The sequence below is a fragment of the Sphaerimonospora mesophila genome (assembly GCF_001417795.1).
GTDB lineage: Bacteria > Actinomycetota > Actinomycetes > Streptosporangiales > Streptosporangiaceae > Sphaerimonospora > Sphaerimonospora mesophila.
The window spans coordinates 301,161-319,030 of the sequence record NZ_BCBX01000034.1; the positions used below are offsets into that span (position 1 = coordinate 301,161).

The window sequence follows — 17,870 nt, forward strand, 5'->3', positions numbered from 1 at the left end:
CGCATGCCCGACGAAGCACGGCCAGACACCCCGCCCGCACGCTACCGGTTGGCCGTCGACATCGGCGGCACCTTCGTGGACGCCGTCGAGCTCGACCGCGACACGCGCAGGATCCGGTTCAGGAAGGCCTCGACGACGCCGCGCCGCCCGTGGGAGGGCGTGCTCGACGCGTTCGACGCGCTCGGCACCGACCTCGCCGCGACCGAGCTGTTCATCCACGGCACCACGCTGGGGCTGAACGCGATCCTGGAGCGGCGCGGCGCCCGCGTCGGCATCATCGCCAACGAGGGCCTGCGCGACGTGTTCCTCATGGGGCGCGGCAACGTCCCCGAGTCGCACATGTACGACTTCACCTACCGGCGCCCGCCCGCCATCGTGGCCCGCAGGGACACCGTCGGCGTGGTCGGCCGGTTGGACGCACACGGGGAGGTGGTGACCGAGCTCGACGAGGACAGCGTGCGCGCCGCCGCCCGTTATCTGGTCGAGGAGTCCGGCGTCACCTCGATCGCCGTGTGCCTGCTGCACTCCTACCGCGACCCCGTGCACGAGCATCGGGTCGCCGAGATCGTGCGGGAGATGTACCCGCACGTGCACGTCGCGGTCTCCGCCGACATCGCGCCCGAGCACCGGGAGTACGAACGCACCTCGACCGCGGTGCTCGACGCCTACATCCGCCCGATCTTCGAGCGCTACGTCGACCGCCTGGAGACGGAGCTCGCCGAGCGTTCCTTCGACGGCCACTTCCTGATCACGCGGTCCGGCGGCGGCGCGATGACCTCGGCGGCGGCGCGGCTGGCCCCCACCACCACCGTGCTGTCCGGCCCGGCCGGCGGTGTCGTGGGCGCGTCGTTCGTCGCCCGCCTGCTCGGCCGCGACGACCTCATCTCCGTCGACATCGGCGGCACGTCGCTGGACGCCGCCGTATTCGAGCGCGGTGAGGCGGCGGTCGTGCACGAGGCCGAGCTGGAGCAGATGCCGCTGCTGATCCCGGTGTACGACATCCGTACGATCGGGGCGGGCGGTGGTTCCATCGCCTCGCTCGACAAGGGGATGCTCCAGGTCGGTCCGCGCAGCGCAGGCGCCGAGCCGGGCCCCATCTGCTACCGCCGAGGCGGTACGGAGCCCACCACCACCGACGCCGCGGTCGTGCTCGGCTACATCGACCCCGGCGGCTTCCTCGGCGGCGACATGGCCCTCGACGTCGACGGCGCACGCGAGGGCGTGCGCGTACGGCTCGCCGAGCCGCTCGGCATGTCGGTCGAGGACGCCGCCGCCGGTGTCTTCTCCGTGATGCTGGCCAAGACCGTCGGCGCGATCCGTCAGATCACCGTGGAGCGCGGCCGCGATCCCCGCGGGTTCTCCATGCTGGCCTTCGGCGGCGCGGGACCGCTGCTCACCCCGATGCTGGGCCGCGAGGTCGGCGTCGTGGAGGTCATCGTGCCGCAGGCGCCCTCGGCGTTCTCCGCCTGGGGCATGCTCAGCGCCGACGTCGCGGAGGACGCCTCCCGCACCGTGCTGCGCACCCTGGAGCAGGACGCCCTGCCGGACCTCGCCGCCGGACTGGACGAGCTGGCCGCCGAGGTGACCGAGCTGCTGCGCGCGCAGGACGTGACCGGCGGGGGCGAGGTCGTCGTCCAGCGTGAGCTGGAGCTGCGTTATCTCGGCCAGGAGCACGCCCTGCGGATCGCGGTGGGCACGGAGATCGCCGACGCCGAGACGCTGCGCAAGGCGTTCGGCGAGCGGCACCAGCAGCTGTACGGCCACGCGATGGACAACGAGGTCCAGGTGCTCAACCTCCGGGTGCGCGGCGTCGCCCGGCTGGAGCAGCCGGAGCTGCCGCGGATCCCGACCGGCGACGCGGACCCGGCGCAGGCGCGAAGCGGGGAGCGGCTCGCCTACGACTTCGCGACCGGCGAGATGACGACGTTCGCCGTCTACCGCCGGGACCTGCTGGAGGCCGGCGACGTCGTGCCCGGCCCGGCCCTCGTCGAGGAGGGCACGTCGGTGACCGTCGTCCACGGCGACCAGGCCTGCACCGTCGACGAATACGGGCATCTGCTGATCCGAGGAGCGACCAAGTGAGCGAGACGACCTTCGTGGACGGGGCGACCGCGTCCGTCGTGCACAACTACCTGCTGTCCGCAGCGGAGGAGATGCGCACCACGTTGGTGCGCACCGCGTTCAACCCGGTGATCTACGAGGTGCTGGACTTCGGCATCTCCATCTACGACGCCGACCTCAACCTGATCTCCGAGGCGCCCGGCCTGACCTTCTTCCTCGGCGCGAACGACTACGCCATCAGCAAGGCCGTCGAGTACGTCGGGGTGGACAACCTCGACGAGGGCGACGTCGTCCTGATGAACTACCCGTTCTGGAACTCGGCGCACTCCTACGACGCCACGCTGTTCGCGCCCGTGTTCTGCGGCACCGGGGCGGAGCGCGAGCGGCCGTTCGCCTACCTCTGCATCCGCGCGCACTGGATGGACCTCGGCGCCAAGGACCCCGGCTACGTGCTCGACTCGACCGACGTGCACCAGGAGGGCCTGCTCTTCCCGGGCACCAAGGTCTTCAAGAAGTACGAGCCGAACCACGAGATCCTTGAGCTGATCCGGTTCAACTCCCGGATGCCCGACCTCGTGTTCGGCGACCTGCACGCGCAGGTGTCGGCGATCCGCACCGGCGAGCGCCGGATGAAGGAGGTCGTCGAGAAGTTCGGCACGGGCGTGGTGACCGAGGTCACCCGGCGGCTGTTCGAAGAGGGCGAGCGGACCACCCGTGCGGCCCTGGCCCGCCTCCCGCAGGGGAGCTGGACGGCCGTCGACTACGCGGACGGCGACTGGAACACCGGCGAGCCGCTGCGCATGCAGTGCACCGTGACGATCGCCGACGGCGAGATGACCGTGGACTTCGCCGGCTCGCACGGGACCGCGGTCGGCCCGGTCAACATCCCCTTCGGCTCGACCATCGCGATGTGCAAGGTCGCGCTGAAGTCGCTGACCTCGCCGGACGAGCCCAGCAACGCGGGTCACGCGCGCCCGCTGACCGTGCTCGCCGAGCCGGGCAACCTCTTCCACGCCGTCTATCCCGCCCCCACGTTCACCCAGTGGACGAGCATCGTCGCGTTCGAGCTGATCTTCAAGGCGCTGGCGCAGGCGATGCCGGACCGGCTCGGCGCCTCGTCCGGCGGCGACATGCCGGGCTTCATGATGGTGGGCACCCACCCGGACACCGGACGGATGTTCGCGGTCAGCAACAACGAGGTCGTCGGCTGGGGCGGCGCCCCCGACCACGACGGCGCCGACGCGACCATCCACCTGTCGGAGTCGATCGTCAGGAACACCCCCATCGAAGTGCTCGAACAGAAGACGACGATGCTGATCGAGCGGCTGGAGATGCGCACGGACGCGGGTGGCCCGGGACGCCACCGGGGCGGCGTCGGCATCGAGCGGCACATCAGGTTCCGCGGCGCCGGGGAGTTCCTGATGGTCGTGCAGAAGACCAAGACGGCCCCGTGGCCCGTCGGCGCCGGCCGGGAGTCGGAACCGAACCGCATCGTCGTCTTCCCCGGCACGGACCGGGAGCGGGACATCAGCACAGAACGGGTCCCGGTGGAACCCGGCGACCTGATCGTCGTCCGTACGGCGGGCGGCGCCGGCCACGGCGACCCGCTCGCCCGCGACCCGGAGGCGGTGCGCGCCGACGTGCTCGACGGCTACGTCTCGCGGGAGGCGGCGCTGGCCGACTACGGCGTCGAGATCGACGAGCGCGGCGAGATCACGGCGGTGCGGCGATGAGGACGCGTGGCACCGTATGGCTGACCGGGGCGCACGTCGTCGACGTGGACGAGGGCGCCGTCCGGCGCGACCGCAGCGTCCGGGTGGAGGACGGCGTGATCGCCGAGGTCGGGACGGCCGTGCCGCCGCCCGGCGCCCGGGTGATCGACGTCGCGGGCCGGCACCTGCTGCCCGGGCTGATCTCCTGTCACACCCACCTGTCGCTGGTCGTGCCGTTCTCCGATCTCGACCCGGCGGAGCCCGGCGTGCTGACCTCGTTCCGCGCCGCGCAGCGGGCGCACGAGGCGCTGCGGGCCGGGCTGACCACGCTGCGCTGCGTGCACGAGCAGAACAGGGTCGACATGTTCCTGCGCGAGGCGATCGGGCGCGGCTGGTTCCGCGGCCCCCGCATCTTCGGCGCGGGACAGGCGATCACCACGCCGAACGGGCACGGGTCGGGCTCGGACTGCGTCGTCGCCGCCGGCGGCGAGGAGTTCTACCGCGCTGCCCTCGCCGAGCTGGCGGCCGGGGCCGACCACGTGAAGGTCTTCATCAACGGCGGCATCGCCGCCGCGGGCGAGGACGTCACCGCCTCGGAGATGAGCGACGAGGAACTGGCCGGCACGGTGCGCGCGGCCAGGGAGCACGATGCGTACGTCGTGGCGCACTCCGGCCATTCGACCGCGATCAGGCAGGCGCTCGCCCAGGGGGTGCGCTCCTTCGAGCACGCCTACGACCTGGACGAGGACACGGCGCGGCTGCTGGCGGCCGCGGACGCCTACGTGACGCCCACCCTGTGCGTCACCCGCTCCGAGCCGTGGATGCGGGCCAACGACTTCGCCGAGTCGACGATCGAGAACGCCAGGAAGCAGAACGTGACGCATCTGCGCAGCGTGCGCAACGCGATCGCGGCCGGGGTGCGGCTGGTCAACGGCACCGACATCCCGCCGGGCGACGACGTGGGCGGCGTCCCGGCCGCGATCTACGAGCTGCTGCTCATGCACGAGGCCGGTCTCGACCGGCTGACCGCCCTCCGGTCGATCACGACGACGGCCGCCCGGCTGCTGCGGGCCGACGACCGGATCGGGCGGATCGCCCCGGGATTCGCGGCGGACTTCGTCGCGGTGGCCGGGGACCCGCTGGCCGACCTGGCCGCGATGCGGGAGATCTCGCTCGTCGTCCAGGCCGGAGAGGTGATCAGGGAGGAGCTGCGATGACCACCACCACCACCACGACGCCGCCCGCCGGCGAGGCCGCCGACGTCTGGGCCGCCGTGACCGACATCTACGCCGCGTTCATGGACGGGGACCGGGCGCGGATCGACTCCCACATCCATCCCGACGGCACGGTCTGGGACGCCGAGGTCGAGTCGCTCATGTTCGGCCGCGGAGACCTCGACGCGCATCGCGACCGGCGGGACGCCGCGCCCGACGCCGGGCCGGGACCGGACGCGCTGCGCTGCCTGGAGCCGGTGATCGACGTCTGGGGCGACACGGCGCTGGCCCGCTACTGGCTGGTCGTCGAGGGCGCCGGCGCGGCCAGGATCCGGACCACGGACGTGCTCAGGCGCTCGCCCGAGGGCTGGCTCGTCGTCCACCACCACGAGCAGCGCTGGGGCTGACCGTATAATCCGCTGACAGCAGGCCGACGGCTCGCGGCGACCGGACCCATCCGGTCGCCGCCGCCGTATTCGCGGGAGGTTCCGTACGTCAGGCGCCGCGGAAGCGGGGGAGCACCTCGCGGCCGAGCAGCTCGATGCCGTCGAGCTCGCGCAGGCCGTGCGGAGTGCCGAACTCCACCCGGTCGACCCCCGCCGCGATCAGCCGCTCCACCTGCGCCGCGACCTGCTCCGGCGTGCCCGAGAAGGCGAAGCGGTCCAGCACGTCGTCGGGGATCAGCAGACCCGCGCCCGACTCGTCCCCGGCCGACACCAGCGCGCGCACCTTGGCGATGAGCTCGGGATCGACGGTCAGCGTCGGATCGAACCCGGCGACCACGGCCAGATACATGGCGACCTCGCGCCGGGCCAGCGCGCGTGCGGCCACGCCGTCCCGGTCCACGACCGTCACCGCGCCGAGCACGACCCGGGGCGCCCGCGGCCGTCCCGTCCCGGCGGCGCCGTCGGCCAGCCAGTTCCGCATGAGCGGCACGAAATCGGGGTTGGCCGAGCCGCCGACCTTGACCTCGGCCGCGTCCAGCCGCGCCGCGAGCCCGGCCAGGCGGCGGCCCCACGTCCCGACGAGCAGGGGCACCTCCGGCCTGCGGGTCGCGAAGCGCAGCCGGGCGCCGGGCGCCAGGCGGAAGACCTCGCCCTCGAACCCGCCGTCGTCGCCGCCGAGCAGCCGCCGCACCACCTCGACCGTCTCCCGGATGTGGGCGAGCGGCCGGTCCTGGACCACGCCGACGGCGTCCAGCCAGGTGCCCCGCGCGATCCCGAAGTAGGCCCGGCCGTCCGAGGCGATGTCGAGCGCCGCGATCTGCCCCGCGATCTCGTACGGATGCATGGAGAAGGGGTTCAGGCACGCGGGGCCGAGCCGTACCCGCCTGGTGTGGCGGGCCATGACGGTCAGCGGGAAGATCGGCGGCTGGTACATCAGGTCGCTGAAGACCGACAGGACGTCGAAGCCCAGCTCCTCCCCGGCGACGGCGAGCCTCGCGTAGGCATCGGCGGTCTTGTCGCTCTGGATGCCGAGCCCGAACGCGATCGGGGCCGTCATGTGAGGTCTCCGGTGGGGATGGCGCGCTTCCCGATGCGCTCCACGCGCATGATGAGGCGCTCGTCGGGGTCGGGGCACGCGATCATGGAGTCCTTGGCCATCCAGTCGCCCGGGGCCAGCTCACGCTGCTTGGCCGGCAGCAGCGGCAGGACGGCCTGCAGCGCGTAGACGCAGAAATGGCGGCCGTCGGGAATCCTCAGCCGCGAGGACTCGGTGAGCTCGAAGTGGTCGCCGACTCGCAGACCGCACACGGATCGGCCGTCGATCTTCTCGACGCTGACCCTCAGGTCGTAGAGCTCGGTGACCTCTGGGTCGTCACCCGCCGGGCACATATGACCTTCTTTCCGATTCGTGTGCGTGTGAGCCGTCATGGAGTCAATGAGAACTTTAGCGGTAGCCGAACAGTAGATCGCCGGGGATGGCGGTTCCCTCCACGATCCTCGCCGGGCCCTCGGGCGGCCTCTCGGCGTAAACCGACAAAAGGGTATCGGCTCTAGACGGCTCCACATTTTGCGGATAATCTCAACGCATCGCGCACTAGATGAGCGCATTGCGCACAAGAGGTGTAGATGAACACTGCGACTTCTCCGATGCCGCTGGAGGGCTGCCTCGTCGTGGAGGTCGGTCACAGAGTCTCGGCAGCCGGATGCGGCGGACTGCTCGCACAACTCGGCGCCGATGTCGTGCTCGTCGAACCGAGAGGACAGAGGGCGGACCACAAATGGGCCGACCGGCCGGCGACCGCCGCCGGCAAACGCAGCGTCGTGATCGATCGGGCCTTGCCCGGCGATCGAAGACTGTTCGAGGATCTGGTCCGCGCTGCGGATGCCGTCCTCCTGTCCACGGACCTGTCCGATTCCGATCGTGAGCTGTGGGGGTCGGCCCGGCCTGTCCGGCAGATCCTCTGTGATCTCACCGCGTTCGGCCATGACGGTCCGCTCGCCGGAATGCCGGGATCGGAGGCGTTCGTCGAGGCGGTCTCGGCCGTCGCCGACACCACCGGGCGCCGCGACGGCCTTCCGGTCCTGCTCGGCGCGCCGCTGCTGGAGATGGAGACCGCGGTTTACGCTGCATCGGCGGTCATCGCCGCGCTCCGCGTCCGACGCCGGCATGGGTTCGGCCAGCGCATCGACGTCTCTCTCTACGACGTGGCCGTGAACGCTCTGGCGACGTTCTTCCCGCTGGCGTTCACGGGCCGGTCCGCGACCCGCAACGGCAACCGTCATCCGACTCTCTCGCCGTGGAACGCCTACCGGACCCGAGACGGCTGGGTCCTGATCTGCGCGCCGACGGACGAGCAGTGGGTCCGGTTGTGTGAGGCGATGGATCGCCCTGAGCTGGTGAGCGATGCGCGGTTCGCGACACCCGGCAGCAGGATGGACCACACCGATGAGATCGACGAGGTTGTCGGAGCCTGGACGGTCGGGAGGTCCGTGGCGGAGTGCGTCGACGTGCTCAGTCGCCATGTGATCCCCAGCGGACCCGTGGTGCCGGTCGGTGGGCTGGCCGACGAACCGAACCTGCGGCATCGGGGAATGGTGCGCTCCGCGGTCGATCCCGAATCCGGCGAGCGCGTGTGGCTGCCAGGGTGCCCGGTCCGCTGGCACGGAACGGAGCGGCCCATGCCGGTGCCGGCCCGGGACGCGGATCGAGCCGCGATCGATGCGCTCATCGCCCGGCGTTCGCCCGTCGCCGAGAAGGCGATCGGCGATCCGGTCTCCCAGGCGCGGCCGCTTGACGGGATCCGGGTAGTGGAGATCGGTATGAACACTGTCGGTCCCCTGGCCGGCCGGCAGCTCGGCGCGCTCGGCGCGGACGTGATCAAGGTGGAGCCACCGAGGGGAGACTCCAACCGGCACAACACCCCGCTCCGCTCTGACGGGCAGTCGTACATCTTCGCTCTGCTCAACACCGACAAACGAGGGCTCGTACTCGACCTGCGCCAGGACTCGGACCGGCAGGTGCTCTGGGACGTGCTCGCCTCGGCCGATGTGCTCATCGAGAACCTCAAACCGGGTTCGTTGCGGCGCCTGGGGTTCGGAGCGGAGCAGGTTCAGGCGATGCTGCCGCATCTCATCTACTGCTCGGTGAACGGGTTCGGCCATGACACGGTGTACCCCGGACGGCCTGCCCTGGACACGGTCGTGCAGGCGATGTCCGGCCTGATGGGCGCGACGATGGTCGACGGCGTCCCGACCAAGGCCGGCATCTCCGTCTCCGACCAGCTCGGCGGGCTGTTCGGCCTGCTGGGAGTGCTGGTCGCGATCGAACATCGCGAGGCGTACGGCGGCCCCGGGGCGGCGCTCGACCTCGCGATGCAGGACGGTTCCGCATGGGCGACCCACCGGCTGTGGAACGGTGGCTCACCGCGAGCTCGCATCGTGGCGGCGAAGGACGGACCATGGCTGGACGAGGACGGGAGCCGCACCCCGGTGTCGACGGTGAACGACGTCCTCGCCCACCCCCAGACCGCGGCACGCGGGCTGATCGTCGATCGGCCCGCCGCCGACGGCGGCTCCTGGACGGTGCTCGGATCCCCGATGCGTCTGCTGTCCACCCCCGCCACCGTCTCCACGGCCATGTCCCGGCTCGGCGCCTTGGATCCCGATCTCGCCGATGAGTTCCGCCTGGCGACGGGGCCGGACGGCCGGGCGTTCCGCGCCGGTTCTCCGGTCGGGAAGGGGGCCTGACGATGGTCGACTTCGCTCGCCTGTCCGCGTTGCGGGACACCGTCGCCATCGTGGGCGTCGGCGAAACCGATTACCCACAGGACTACGGCCGCGCCCGCCGCGGTGAGCGGTGCCAGGACGCCTACGGTTACGCCGCGGCCGCCTTCCGGCGGGCCCTTGCCGATTCCGGCCTCGAACGACGGGACATCGACGGGCTCGTCGCCGGCCCGGCTCTCGCCGGTGAACGACTCGGCGAGGTGCTCGGTATGGACGTGCGGTGGGCGGACCAGGCCGACGCGGTTCAGGCGGTGCTCAAGGCCGCGATGGCGATCCATTCCGGGGTCGCAGAATGCGTCGCCCTGGTCTACGGCAACGATCAGCGCACCGGTGGCACGGCGTACGGCGGTCCCAACGCCATGGGCGGGGAGCGCCACCTCGCCTACACCTACTACGCTCCGTGGGGTCTCACCTCTCAGGGTGCGCTGTACGCGCTGCTCGCCAACCGTTACCTGGCCGTCACCGGGCTCAGCGAGCGCGAACTCGGCGGGGTCGCCGTCGCGCAGCGGGCCTTCGCCCGGCTGAACCCCAACGCCGTCATGCGACGGCCGCTCGACATCGACGAGTACCTGAACGGCCGCTATATCTGCGAACCGCTGCGGCTCTTCGACTACTGCCTGGTCAACGACGGCGGTGTCGCGCTGATCGTCACGACCGCCGAACGCGCCCGCCGGATGGACCGGCCCGCCGTGCTGCTGAGCGGGATCGGGCGCAGCGACCACAACCGGGAGGCGACCAGCCTGCGGCCACGCCTGGAGTACTTCTACCGCCCGGCGCAGCGGCAGGCGGCCGACCAGGTCTACGCGATGGCAGGCATGGGGCCGTCGGAGATGGACGTGCTGCAGATCTACGACAGCTTCAGCATTCATGTTCCCCTTGCCCTGGAGGGGTTCGGGTTCTGCGCCGACGGAGCGGTCGGCAAGCTGCTGTCCTCCGGTGACCTGGGTCCGGGCGGGCCGTTGCCGGTGAACACCTCCGGCGGTCACCTGTCGGGCAGCTACATGCAGGGCTGGGGCCACCAGGTCGAGTGTGTGCGCCAGCTCCGTGCCGAGGCCGCCGGCCGCCAGGTCCCCGGTGCCCGGAACGCGCAGTACATCTCCGACGTCGCCGGCAAGGTCACCTCACTGATCTACCGGAGGGCAGGCACATGACCACCACGCACCGTCCCGCACCGCGACGCGGCGTCTTCGACGAGCCCTATTGGAGGTACGCCGCCGCAGGAGAGCTACGCGTGCAACGGTGCGCGGCGTGCGGTGGCCTTCGTTACCCGCCCGGACCCTCCTGCCCCGAGTGCCTCTCCGCGGAGCACGAGTGGGCGGCGCTGTCCGGACGGGGGTCCCTGCTCGCCTGGACCGTGTTCCACCGCCAGTACTTCCCGGGAGTTCCGGTGCCCTACATCGTCGCGGCCGTGCGCACCGCGGAGGGACCGATTCTCATCGGGAACATCGTCGGCGCCGCTGCCTCCGACCTCACCCACGAGATGCCGTTGACCGCCCTTTTCGAAGACGTGACCACCGCGGACGGCCCGCTGCGCATCTGCCAGTGGACTCACCCCGACGACCGACCCCACCGTGAGGAGCAAGCATGACCCAGACCGATATCCGGCACCCCGCGACAGCCGGTCACCCCGCCGAATCCGCGGAAGTGTCACGAGGGCGCGACTTCGCGGTCCGCGACCGCGTCGTCGTCATCACCGGTGGTGGGCAGGGAATCGGCCGCGAGTACGCACGTGAATTCGCCGCCGCGGGGGCGCTGCCGGTGATCGCGGAGATCAATGAGGACTCGGCGCGCAATGTGGTCAAGGAGATCGAGCAGGCAGGCGGAACGGCTCTCGCCGTGCCCACCGACGTCGCCGATCCGGCATCGGTCGACGCGCTCGTCGAGACCGCGCTGGGTGAATTCGGCCGGGTGGACGCGCTCATCAACAACGCGGCGATCTTCTCCAGCCTCACCATGCGGCCGTTTGAGACGATCCCGCTCGAAGAGTGGGACGCGGTGCTGCGAGTCAACGTCACCGGCTCGTTCCTGTGCACCAGAGCCGTGGCGCCGCATATGCGCGCGGCCGGATGGGGACGCATCGTCAACATCATGTCGGGCGCCGTGCCGCTCGGTGTCAGGAACTACCTGCACTATGTGACGTCCAAGGCCGCGATGGTCGGCATGACGAACTCGCTGGCCAGGGAACTCGGCGCGGCCGGCATCACGGTCAACGCCGTGCAGCCGGGCGGGACGTTCACCGAGGTGCCGCGCCAGACGGTGACCCCGGAGGGTAAGGCGCAGCTCATCGCCAACCAGTGCATCCCCCGAGAAGAGGTGCCGATGGACCTCGTCGGCCTCGTGCTCTTCCTCTGCACCCCGGCCGCCGGATTCATCACCGGTCAGACCATCGCCTGCGACGGCGGCCTCACCCACACCTGACCCCCTCTCGCAAGGAGAACCCCATGGACCCATCGAACCCTCAGTTCGATCTGTGGCTGGACGGAGCGCCTCGCCCAGCCGCCTCAGGCGCCTGCTTCGAGCGGCACAGTCCGTACGACGGCGCCCCGTCCGGAGTCTTCGCCGACGGCGGTGAGGAGGACGCCGAACGGGCCGTCGACATCGCCCGCCGCGAGTTCGACACCGGCAGGTGGCCCACCACTCCGGCTCGCCGTCGTTACGAGATCCTCACCGAGACCGCCAGGCTGCTGACGGCCAACGCCCAGGCGCTGGCCGAGCGCATGGTGCTGGAGTCGGGCAAGCCGATCACCCTCGCCCTCGGCGAGGTGGCGTCCTCGGCCCGCTGCCTGCAGTACTACGCCGGGCTCGCGCTGTCCACCGAGGGCTCGGCGATCAGCGAGCGCAACCCGAGCGCGCTCGGCCTCGTCCTCCGCGAACCCGTCGGAGTCGCCGCGCTCATCACGGCATGGAATTTCCCGCTGCTCGGTGTGGTGTGCAAGCTCGCGCCGGCCCTGGCCGCCGGCTGCACCGTCGTCGCCAAGCCGTCGCACCTCTGCCCGGGACCGGCGATGCTGCTGGCGCGGTACCTCACCGAGGCCGGGCTGCCCGACGGCGTCTTCAACGTGGTCACCTCCCAGTTGGAGCAGGGCGCGGTGGTGGGCCAGCATTTCGCCTCCTCACTGAAGGTCGACAAGGTGGCCTTCACCGGATCCACGGCCAGCGGCCGGGCGGTCATGCGTGCCGCGGCGGTGAACACCAAGCGGGTCGCACTCGAGCTCGGTGGAAAGTCGGCGAACATCGTCTTCCCCGACGCGCCGCTGGAGGAGGCCGCGCGAACCGCGATCGGCGCCTTCACCTTCAACAGCGGTCAGCAGTGCTCGGCGGGTAGCCGACTGCTCCTGCACCGAGACATTCACGACGAGTTCGTGGCCATGCTCGCCGAGCACGCGTCGGCGCAGGTGCTCGGCGACCCCCGTGAGGCGACGACCACCATGGGCCCGCTCATCAGCGGGCGGCAGCATGAGCGGGTGCTCGGTTACATCGATCTCGGGCGTGCCGAGGCGAAGCTGGTCACGGGCGGCGGCAGGCCGGCCGACCCGGCGTTGGAGCGCGGCTACTTCGTCGAGCCGACCGTGTTCGACGAGGTGAGCAACTCCTCCAGGCTGGCGCAGGAAGAGGTTTTCGGTCCGGTGCTCTCGGTGATCCCGTTCGAGACCGAGGAGGAGGCCGTCACGCTGGCGAACGACAGCGCCTACGGGCTCGCGGGCGGCGTGTGGACCGGCTCTATGGACACCGCGCTACGAGTGGTCAAGGGCGTGCGCACCGGCAAGATGTTCGTCAACTGCTACAACACCGCCGGCATCGACGACATGCCGCATGGCGGCTACAAGGACAGCGGCACCGGCCGGGAGTTCGGCCAGGTAGGCCTCGAGGAGTTCCAGGAACTCAAGACCGTGCAGATTCTGCTGCGGTGAGGGCGGTACCACACGCATGAACATCGCAGAGTGGCTGGCCGCGACCGCGCGCCGGCGGCCGTACGCGCCGGCGCTGCTGACCGGTGACAAGGTGGTGTCCGACTACGCCGGGTTCGCGGCCACCGCGGCGTCGATCGCCGGATACCTCACCGAGCTGCATCGCATCGGACCGGGTGATCGCGTGGGCGTCTTCCTCGCCAACAGCACCCGGTACCTGGAATGCCTCTACGGCATCTGGTGGTGCGGCGCGATCGCCGTACCGATCAACCGGAAGCTCGCCCCCGGCGAGGTGGCCGCCATCGTCACAGACGCACAGGCATCGGTCGTGTTCACCGACGAGGGGTCTTCACCCGCAGTGTCGGGGGTGACGTTCGTGCCCGTGATGGGCGACGACCGGCTCACGAACTCCGGGCAGGGCCCGGCGGCGCCCGTTGAGCGGGAAGGGGACGATGTGGCCTGGCTGTTCTACACCTCGGGCACCACGGGACGACCCAAGGGCGTCATGCTCACCCACGCCAACCTGATGGCGATGTCGTGGTGCCATCTCGCCGACGTCGATCCGATCGGACCGGACGAGGCGGTGCTCTACGCCGCCCCGATCTCACATGGCGCCGGTCTGTACGGCCTCGTCCACGTGCGCATGGGCTCCCGGCACGTGTTTCCGGTGAGCGGGCGGTTCGACCCCGGGGAGGTGCTCTCCCTCGCCCGGACGGTGGGGCGGGCATCCCTGTTCGCCGCCCCCACCATGGTTCGGCGGCTCGTACACGTCGCCCGAACACAGGGCGAGGACGGGGAGGGGCTGAAGACCGTGATCTACGGCGGCGGCCCGATGTACCTCGCCGACATCCAGGAAGCGATCTCGGTTCTCGGGCAGCGGTTCGTGCAGATCTACGGTCAGGGCGAGTCGCCGATGACCATCACCGCGCTGTCCAGGCAGGATCACGCGGACACCGGCCACCCCCGGTACGGGCACCGCCTGGCCGGTGTCGGCACCGCGCAGAGCGCGGTGCGGGTGCGGGTGTGCGGCCCCGACGGCCGCCCGCTCCCACCGGGACGAATCGGCGAGATCGAGGTCAAGGGTGCCACGGTCATGGCGGGTTACTGGCGTGACCCCGCGACGACGGCCGAAGTCCTGCGCGATGGCTGGCTGCGTACCGGCGATCTCGGGCAACTAGACGAGGACGGCTACCTCACCCTGTCCGGCCGCTCCAAAGAGCTGATCATCTCTGGTGGCTCCAACATCTATCCGCGCGAGGTGGAGGATGCGCTCACAGCGCACCCCGCCGTCGCCGAGGCCGCGGTCATCGGAGTGCCAGACCGTGAATGGGGGGAACTGGTCGTCGCGTTCGTCGTTCCCGCTGAGGGCACCGACCTCGACGAGGAGACCCTGGACCGGCACTGCCGCGAGCTGATCGCCCGATTCAAGCGCCCCCGCCACTACCACGTCGTACCCGACCTGCCGAAGAACGCCTACGGCAAGGTCCTCAAGACCGAACTACGCGCGGCGATCACCGCCGGCTGACCGAACCAGGGAGAACTCGATGACCGAGCACGCCTACACGGACATCACCTACGAAGAGAAAGACCACGTCGCGACGATCACTTTCAATCGTCCCGAAAAGCTCAACGCCTTCCGCGGCCACACCTACATGGAGGTCACCGACGCGGTGCTGCGCGCCGGATGGAACCGGGACATCGGCGCCATCGTGCTCACCGGCGCCGGTGGTCGCGCGTTCGCCGTGGGCGGCGACTCGTCGGAGAAGAAATCCGACCGGGTGGGCCACGGGCGAGGGACCTTGGGCATTCCGGTAGAGGAGATGCAGACCGCCATCCGCGACGTGCCCAAGCCGGTGATCGCGAAGGTGCGTGGGTACGCGATCGGCAGCGGCAATGTCATCGTGACCCTGTGCGACCTGGCGATCGTGAGCGAGAACGCGATGTTCGGGCAGGCCGGCCCAAAGATGGGCTCGGTCGACCCAGGCTTCGGCACCGCGCTGCTCGCCAGGATCGTCGGGGAGAAGAAGGCCCGTGAGATCTGGTTCCTGTGCCGGAAGTACTCGGCGCAGGAGGCGCTGGCGATGGGCCTGATCAACCAGGTCGTCCCGGACGACCAGCTGGACGACGAGGTCGACCGGTGGTGCCGGGAGATCAACGACCTCAGCCCGACCGCCCTCGCGATCGCCAAGCGGTCGTTCAACGCCGACACCGAGAACATCCGGGGGGCCGGGCTGCTCGGCTTCCAGGCGCTCGCCCTGTACTTCGGCACCGAGGAGTCGAAGGAGGGCGGCGACGCGCTGCGTGCCAAGCGTAAGCCGGACTTCCGCAGGGTCATGGCATGACCGCTCTCTCGGTGTCCCACCCCGGCTTCCGGGGCGATCGCGGGGGCGAAGAGGTGGCGCGCGTCGCGTTCCTCGATGACGATCATGTCCTCCACATGATCCGCCGGTTGCTCACCGCACGTACCGACGCCGACTGGGCGGCGGTGTCCGCGTTCTTCGCGCCCGACGTGGTGGATCCGGACGCGCTGCGGCGCACGCGTACCGGCCTGGAGCCCGCAGACGGCGTGGATGCCGAGTCCGTTCCCACGGAGGCGACGGTGCTCGTGCTGCGTCGCGGCGAGGTGACCCGCGGGCTGTTGGCGTCGAGTCCCCGGCTGCGGCTCGTGCAGCGGCTCGGACGGCGCCGCGACGGAATCGATCTCGACGCCGCACGCGAGCACGGCGTCGAGGTGTCCTGCCTGGCCCGGCCGAGTCTGATGCGCACCGCGGAGCACGCCATTCTGCTGATGCTCGCCCTCGCCAAGCGTCTGCCGCTGGCCGACCGAATGGTGCGCGTCGGCGTAGGCGGTCTAGGAACGGCCGGGGCCGTCGCCTACAACTGGGTCGGCCTCACCGGCCTCGGCGGTCTCGCCGGACGGACGCTCGGCATCGTCGGGCTCGGCGAGGTGGGCGAACTCGTCGCCGAGCGGGCCCGGGCGTTCGGGATGCGGGTGCTCTACGCCAACGTGGTCCGCCTGCCGCCCGGCCGGGAGGCCGAGCTGGGCGTCGAGCACCGCCCGCTGGCCACACTGCTCACCGAAGCGGACGTGGTGAGCCTGCACGCCCCGGGCACGACCGCTCGTGCACCGCTGCTCGGCCGGGTGGAGCTCGCCGCGATGCGACCGGGCGCGCTGCTCGTCAACACGAGCCGTGGCCGGCTGGTCGACGAGGACGCCCTCTACGACGCCCTGGTCGAGGGCCGCCTCGGCGGGGCGGGCCTCGACGTCCACCTCGTAGAACCGCGTCCAGCCGGGGACAGGTTCTGCGCCCTGGACAACGTCGTACTGACTCCGCACATCGCCGGAGGTTCCAGGTTGGACGTCCTCGACGAGGTCGCTCTGATATTCGACAACATCCGGCACGCACTCGCCGGCGAGGCACCGCCGCACGGACGCGTGGTGGGCGCGGGATGACGGCCCGAAACCTCGCGCCGCGGACTGTCGCGCTCGCCGACCTCGACTTCACCCGGATCGTACGGCCGGGTGACACCGTGCTCTGGACGCAGGGAGTGGGCGAACCGCTGCCCCTGATGGAACGGCTGCTCGCCCAGCGGCGCGACATCGGCGCGTTCTCCGTTCTGTACGGCGGCGCGGGCTATGCCGACACGGTACGGCCCGAGCACGCCGACGTGATCTCCTTCCGGACACTCGGCGGGGTCGGCTCCAACCGGGTGCTGTGCGCCGCCGGTGTGGCCGACATACTGCCCTGCCACCTGTCAGAACTGCCACGACTGATCGCCTCGGGCGTGCTCGGGGTGGACGTGGTGATCGCGCAGTTCAGTGAGAACGAGCAGGGCGCCCTCAGCTTCGGCCCGGCAAGCGGCTACGTCGGAACGGCGATCCGCTCCGCCCGGACGGTGGTCGCCGAGATCAACGACCAGGCGCCGTGGACTCACTCCCGTCATCAGGTGGACGTTGGCCGCGTCGACATCGCGGTCCGTACGTCCCGGCCACTGGTGGAAGTGGCGTCACGGGCGCCGTCGGCGCTCGACGAGGTCATCGCCGCGCATGTCGTGGACCTGGTCGCCGATGGCGCGACAGTCCAGATCGGCATCGGCGCCGTACCGAACGCGGTCGCCGAGCTGCTGGCCGGCAGACGCGGCCTCGGTCTGCACAGCGGTGTCGTCGGGGACGCCGTGGTGGACCTCATCCGCTCCGGCGCGGTCACCAACGCCGCCAAGCCGGTGGACCGGGGTGTGAGCGTGACCGGCGGGCTGGTCGGCACCCGCCGGCTCTTCGACTTCGCGCACGGCAACGACCGGCTGCGGGTGGAACCGGTGACCTACACCCACAGTCAGGAGATCCTGGCCCGGTTGCCGCGCTTCACCGCGATCAACTCTGCCCTGGAGGTGGACCTGACCGGGCAAGTGGCCGCTGAGGTCGCGGGCTCATCCTATGTCGGCACGGTCGGGGGGCAGGTGGACTTCGTCCGGGGCGCACTCGCCTCGGACGGCGGCAGGTCGGTCATCGCGCTACCCTCGCGCACCCTGTCGTCCGGCCGGCCGCGGATCGTGCCGCGCATCGCCTCCGGCGTCGTCACCACGGCACGCGCCGAGGCGGATGTGATCGTGACCGAATACGGGGTGGCCGAGCTGCGCGGCAGGGCGATCGCGGAGCGAGTACGCCGGATGATCGCGATCGCACACCCGGAGGATCGGGAGGCGCTGGACCGTCAGGCACGCGACCAGATCGCCGGATACAGATAG

General features: G+C 70.7%; 15 protein-coding genes. 13 read left to right on the plus strand and 2 right to left on the minus strand.

The features are described 5' to 3' along the window. Window positions 1–3: 3 nt before the first annotated feature. The 4 genes from AP234_RS13395 to AP234_RS13410 are packed head-to-tail and all read left to right on the plus strand — an operon-like array spanning window position 4 to window position 5,394. Window positions 4–2,082, plus strand: coding sequence for a hydantoinase/oxoprolinase family protein (locus tag AP234_RS13395; RefSeq protein WP_055479939.1), 2,079 nt, complete (start codon window positions 4–6; stop codon window positions 2,080–2,082). Then, on the plus strand, window positions 2,079–3,794 hold the full coding sequence (locus tag AP234_RS13400) for a hydantoinase B/oxoprolinase family protein (RefSeq protein ID WP_055479940.1): 1,716 nt from the start codon (window positions 2,079–2,081) through the stop codon (window positions 3,792–3,794). The genes AP234_RS13395 and AP234_RS13400 overlap by 4 nt, the downstream gene beginning before the upstream one ends. Further along, window positions 3,791–4,990 (plus strand): amidohydrolase family protein, encoded by a 1,200-nt coding sequence (locus AP234_RS13405; protein ID WP_055479941.1) that lies wholly within the window; start codon window positions 3,791–3,793, stop codon window positions 4,988–4,990. The genes AP234_RS13400 and AP234_RS13405 overlap by 4 nt, the downstream gene beginning before the upstream one ends. Continuing rightward, a complete protein-coding gene (locus tag AP234_RS13410) occupies window positions 4,987–5,394 on the plus strand; it encodes a nuclear transport factor 2 family protein (protein WP_055479942.1) in 408 nt (135 codons plus the stop codon). The genes AP234_RS13405 and AP234_RS13410 overlap by 4 nt, the downstream gene beginning before the upstream one ends. A gap of 88 nt (window positions 5,395–5,482) precedes the next feature. Here AP234_RS13410 and AP234_RS13415 read toward each other — a convergent pair whose 3' ends face one another. Continuing rightward, a complete protein-coding gene (locus AP234_RS13415; protein ID WP_055479943.1) occupies window positions 5,483–6,490 on the minus strand; it encodes an LLM class flavin-dependent oxidoreductase in 1,008 nt (335 codons plus the stop codon). Next, on the minus strand, window positions 6,487–6,822 hold the full coding sequence (locus AP234_RS13420; protein ID WP_055479944.1) for a TIGR04076 family protein: 336 nt from the start codon (window positions 6,820–6,822) through the stop codon (window positions 6,487–6,489). The genes AP234_RS13415 and AP234_RS13420 overlap by 4 nt, the downstream gene beginning before the upstream one ends. Window positions 6,823–7,059: 237 nt before the next feature. On the opposite strand from AP234_RS13420, the gene AP234_RS13425 reads away from it, so the two are divergent. The 9 genes from AP234_RS13425 to AP234_RS13465 are packed head-to-tail and all read left to right on the plus strand — an operon-like array spanning window position 7,060 to window position 17,870. After that, window positions 7,060–9,180, plus strand: coding sequence for a CoA transferase (locus tag AP234_RS13425; RefSeq protein ID WP_083502065.1), 2,121 nt, complete (start codon window positions 7,060–7,062; stop codon window positions 9,178–9,180). A gap of 2 nt (window positions 9,181–9,182) precedes the next feature. Beyond that, on the plus strand, window positions 9,183–10,367 hold the full coding sequence (locus AP234_RS13430; RefSeq protein WP_055479946.1) for a thiolase family protein: 1,185 nt from the start codon (window positions 9,183–9,185) through the stop codon (window positions 10,365–10,367). Beyond that, on the plus strand, window positions 10,364–10,804 hold the full coding sequence (locus AP234_RS13435; RefSeq protein WP_083502066.1) for an OB-fold domain-containing protein: 441 nt from the start codon (window positions 10,364–10,366) through the stop codon (window positions 10,802–10,804). The genes AP234_RS13430 and AP234_RS13435 overlap by 4 nt, the downstream gene beginning before the upstream one ends. Then, on the plus strand, window positions 10,801–11,634 hold the full coding sequence (locus tag AP234_RS13440) for an SDR family oxidoreductase (RefSeq protein WP_055479948.1): 834 nt from the start codon (window positions 10,801–10,803) through the stop codon (window positions 11,632–11,634). The genes AP234_RS13435 and AP234_RS13440 overlap by 4 nt, the downstream gene beginning before the upstream one ends. A 23-nt stretch (window positions 11,635–11,657) precedes the next feature. Continuing rightward, complete coding sequence (locus tag AP234_RS13445) at window positions 11,658–13,127, plus strand: aldehyde dehydrogenase family protein (protein ID WP_055479949.1); 1,470 nt, start codon at window positions 11,658–11,660, stop codon at window positions 13,125–13,127. A gap of 16 nt (window positions 13,128–13,143) precedes the next feature. Beyond that, complete coding sequence (locus AP234_RS13450) at window positions 13,144–14,649, plus strand: AMP-binding protein (RefSeq protein ID WP_055479950.1); 1,506 nt, start codon at window positions 13,144–13,146, stop codon at window positions 14,647–14,649. Between the two features lie 19 nt (window positions 14,650–14,668). Then, on the plus strand, window positions 14,669–15,466 hold the full coding sequence (locus AP234_RS13455) for an enoyl-CoA hydratase-related protein (RefSeq protein WP_055479951.1): 798 nt from the start codon (window positions 14,669–14,671) through the stop codon (window positions 15,464–15,466). Further along, the gene (locus AP234_RS13460) at window positions 15,463–16,578 is read left to right on the plus strand and encodes an NAD(P)-dependent oxidoreductase (RefSeq protein WP_055479952.1); all 1,116 of its coding nucleotides are present in this window, start codon (window positions 15,463–15,465) and stop codon (window positions 16,576–16,578) included. The genes AP234_RS13455 and AP234_RS13460 overlap by 4 nt, the downstream gene beginning before the upstream one ends. Beyond that, window positions 16,575–17,870: an acetyl-CoA hydrolase/transferase C-terminal domain-containing protein gene (locus tag AP234_RS13465; protein ID WP_063842890.1), complete on the plus strand. Its 1,296-nt coding sequence runs from the start codon at window positions 16,575–16,577 to the stop codon at window positions 17,868–17,870. Before AP234_RS13460 ends, AP234_RS13465 begins: the two co-directional genes overlap by 4 nt.

Bases quoted from the DNA above. Each gene is read 5' to 3' on its own strand.
- AP234_RS13455 (WP_055479951.1), top strand. From the start codon at position 14,669: ATGACCGAGCACGCCTACACGGACATCACCTACGAAGAGAAAGACCAC.
- AP234_RS13445 (WP_055479949.1), top strand. From the start codon at position 11,658: ATGGACCCATCGAACCCTCAGTTCGATCTGTGGCTGGACGGAGCGCCT.
- AP234_RS13435 (WP_083502066.1), top strand. From the start codon at position 10,364: ATGACCACCACGCACCGTCCCGCACCGCGACGCGGCGTCTTCGACGAG.
- AP234_RS13440 (WP_055479948.1), top strand. From the start codon at position 10,801: ATGACCCAGACCGATATCCGGCACCCCGCGACAGCCGGTCACCCCGCC.
- AP234_RS13410 (WP_055479942.1), top strand. From the start codon at position 4,987: ATGACCACCACCACCACCACGACGCCGCCCGCCGGCGAGGCCGCCGAC.
- AP234_RS13405 (WP_055479941.1), top strand. From the start codon at position 3,791: ATGAGGACGCGTGGCACCGTATGGCTGACCGGGGCGCACGTCGTCGAC.
- AP234_RS13415 (WP_055479943.1), bottom strand. From the start codon at position 6,490: ATGACGGCCCCGATCGCGTTCGGGCTCGGCATCCAGAGCGACAAGACC.
- AP234_RS13430 (WP_055479946.1), top strand. From the start codon at position 9,183: ATGGTCGACTTCGCTCGCCTGTCCGCGTTGCGGGACACCGTCGCCATC.
- AP234_RS13465 (WP_063842890.1), top strand. From the start codon at position 16,575: ATGACGGCCCGAAACCTCGCGCCGCGGACTGTCGCGCTCGCCGACCTC.
- AP234_RS13420 (WP_055479944.1), bottom strand. From the start codon at position 6,822: ATGTGCCCGGCGGGTGACGACCCAGAGGTCACCGAGCTCTACGACCTG.
- AP234_RS13425 (WP_083502065.1), top strand. From the start codon at position 7,060: ATGAACACTGCGACTTCTCCGATGCCGCTGGAGGGCTGCCTCGTCGTG.
- AP234_RS13460 (WP_055479952.1), top strand. From the start codon at position 15,463: ATGACCGCTCTCTCGGTGTCCCACCCCGGCTTCCGGGGCGATCGCGGG.
- AP234_RS13395 (WP_055479939.1), top strand. From the start codon at position 4: ATGCCCGACGAAGCACGGCCAGACACCCCGCCCGCACGCTACCGGTTG.
- AP234_RS13450 (WP_055479950.1), top strand. From the start codon at position 13,144: ATGAACATCGCAGAGTGGCTGGCCGCGACCGCGCGCCGGCGGCCGTAC.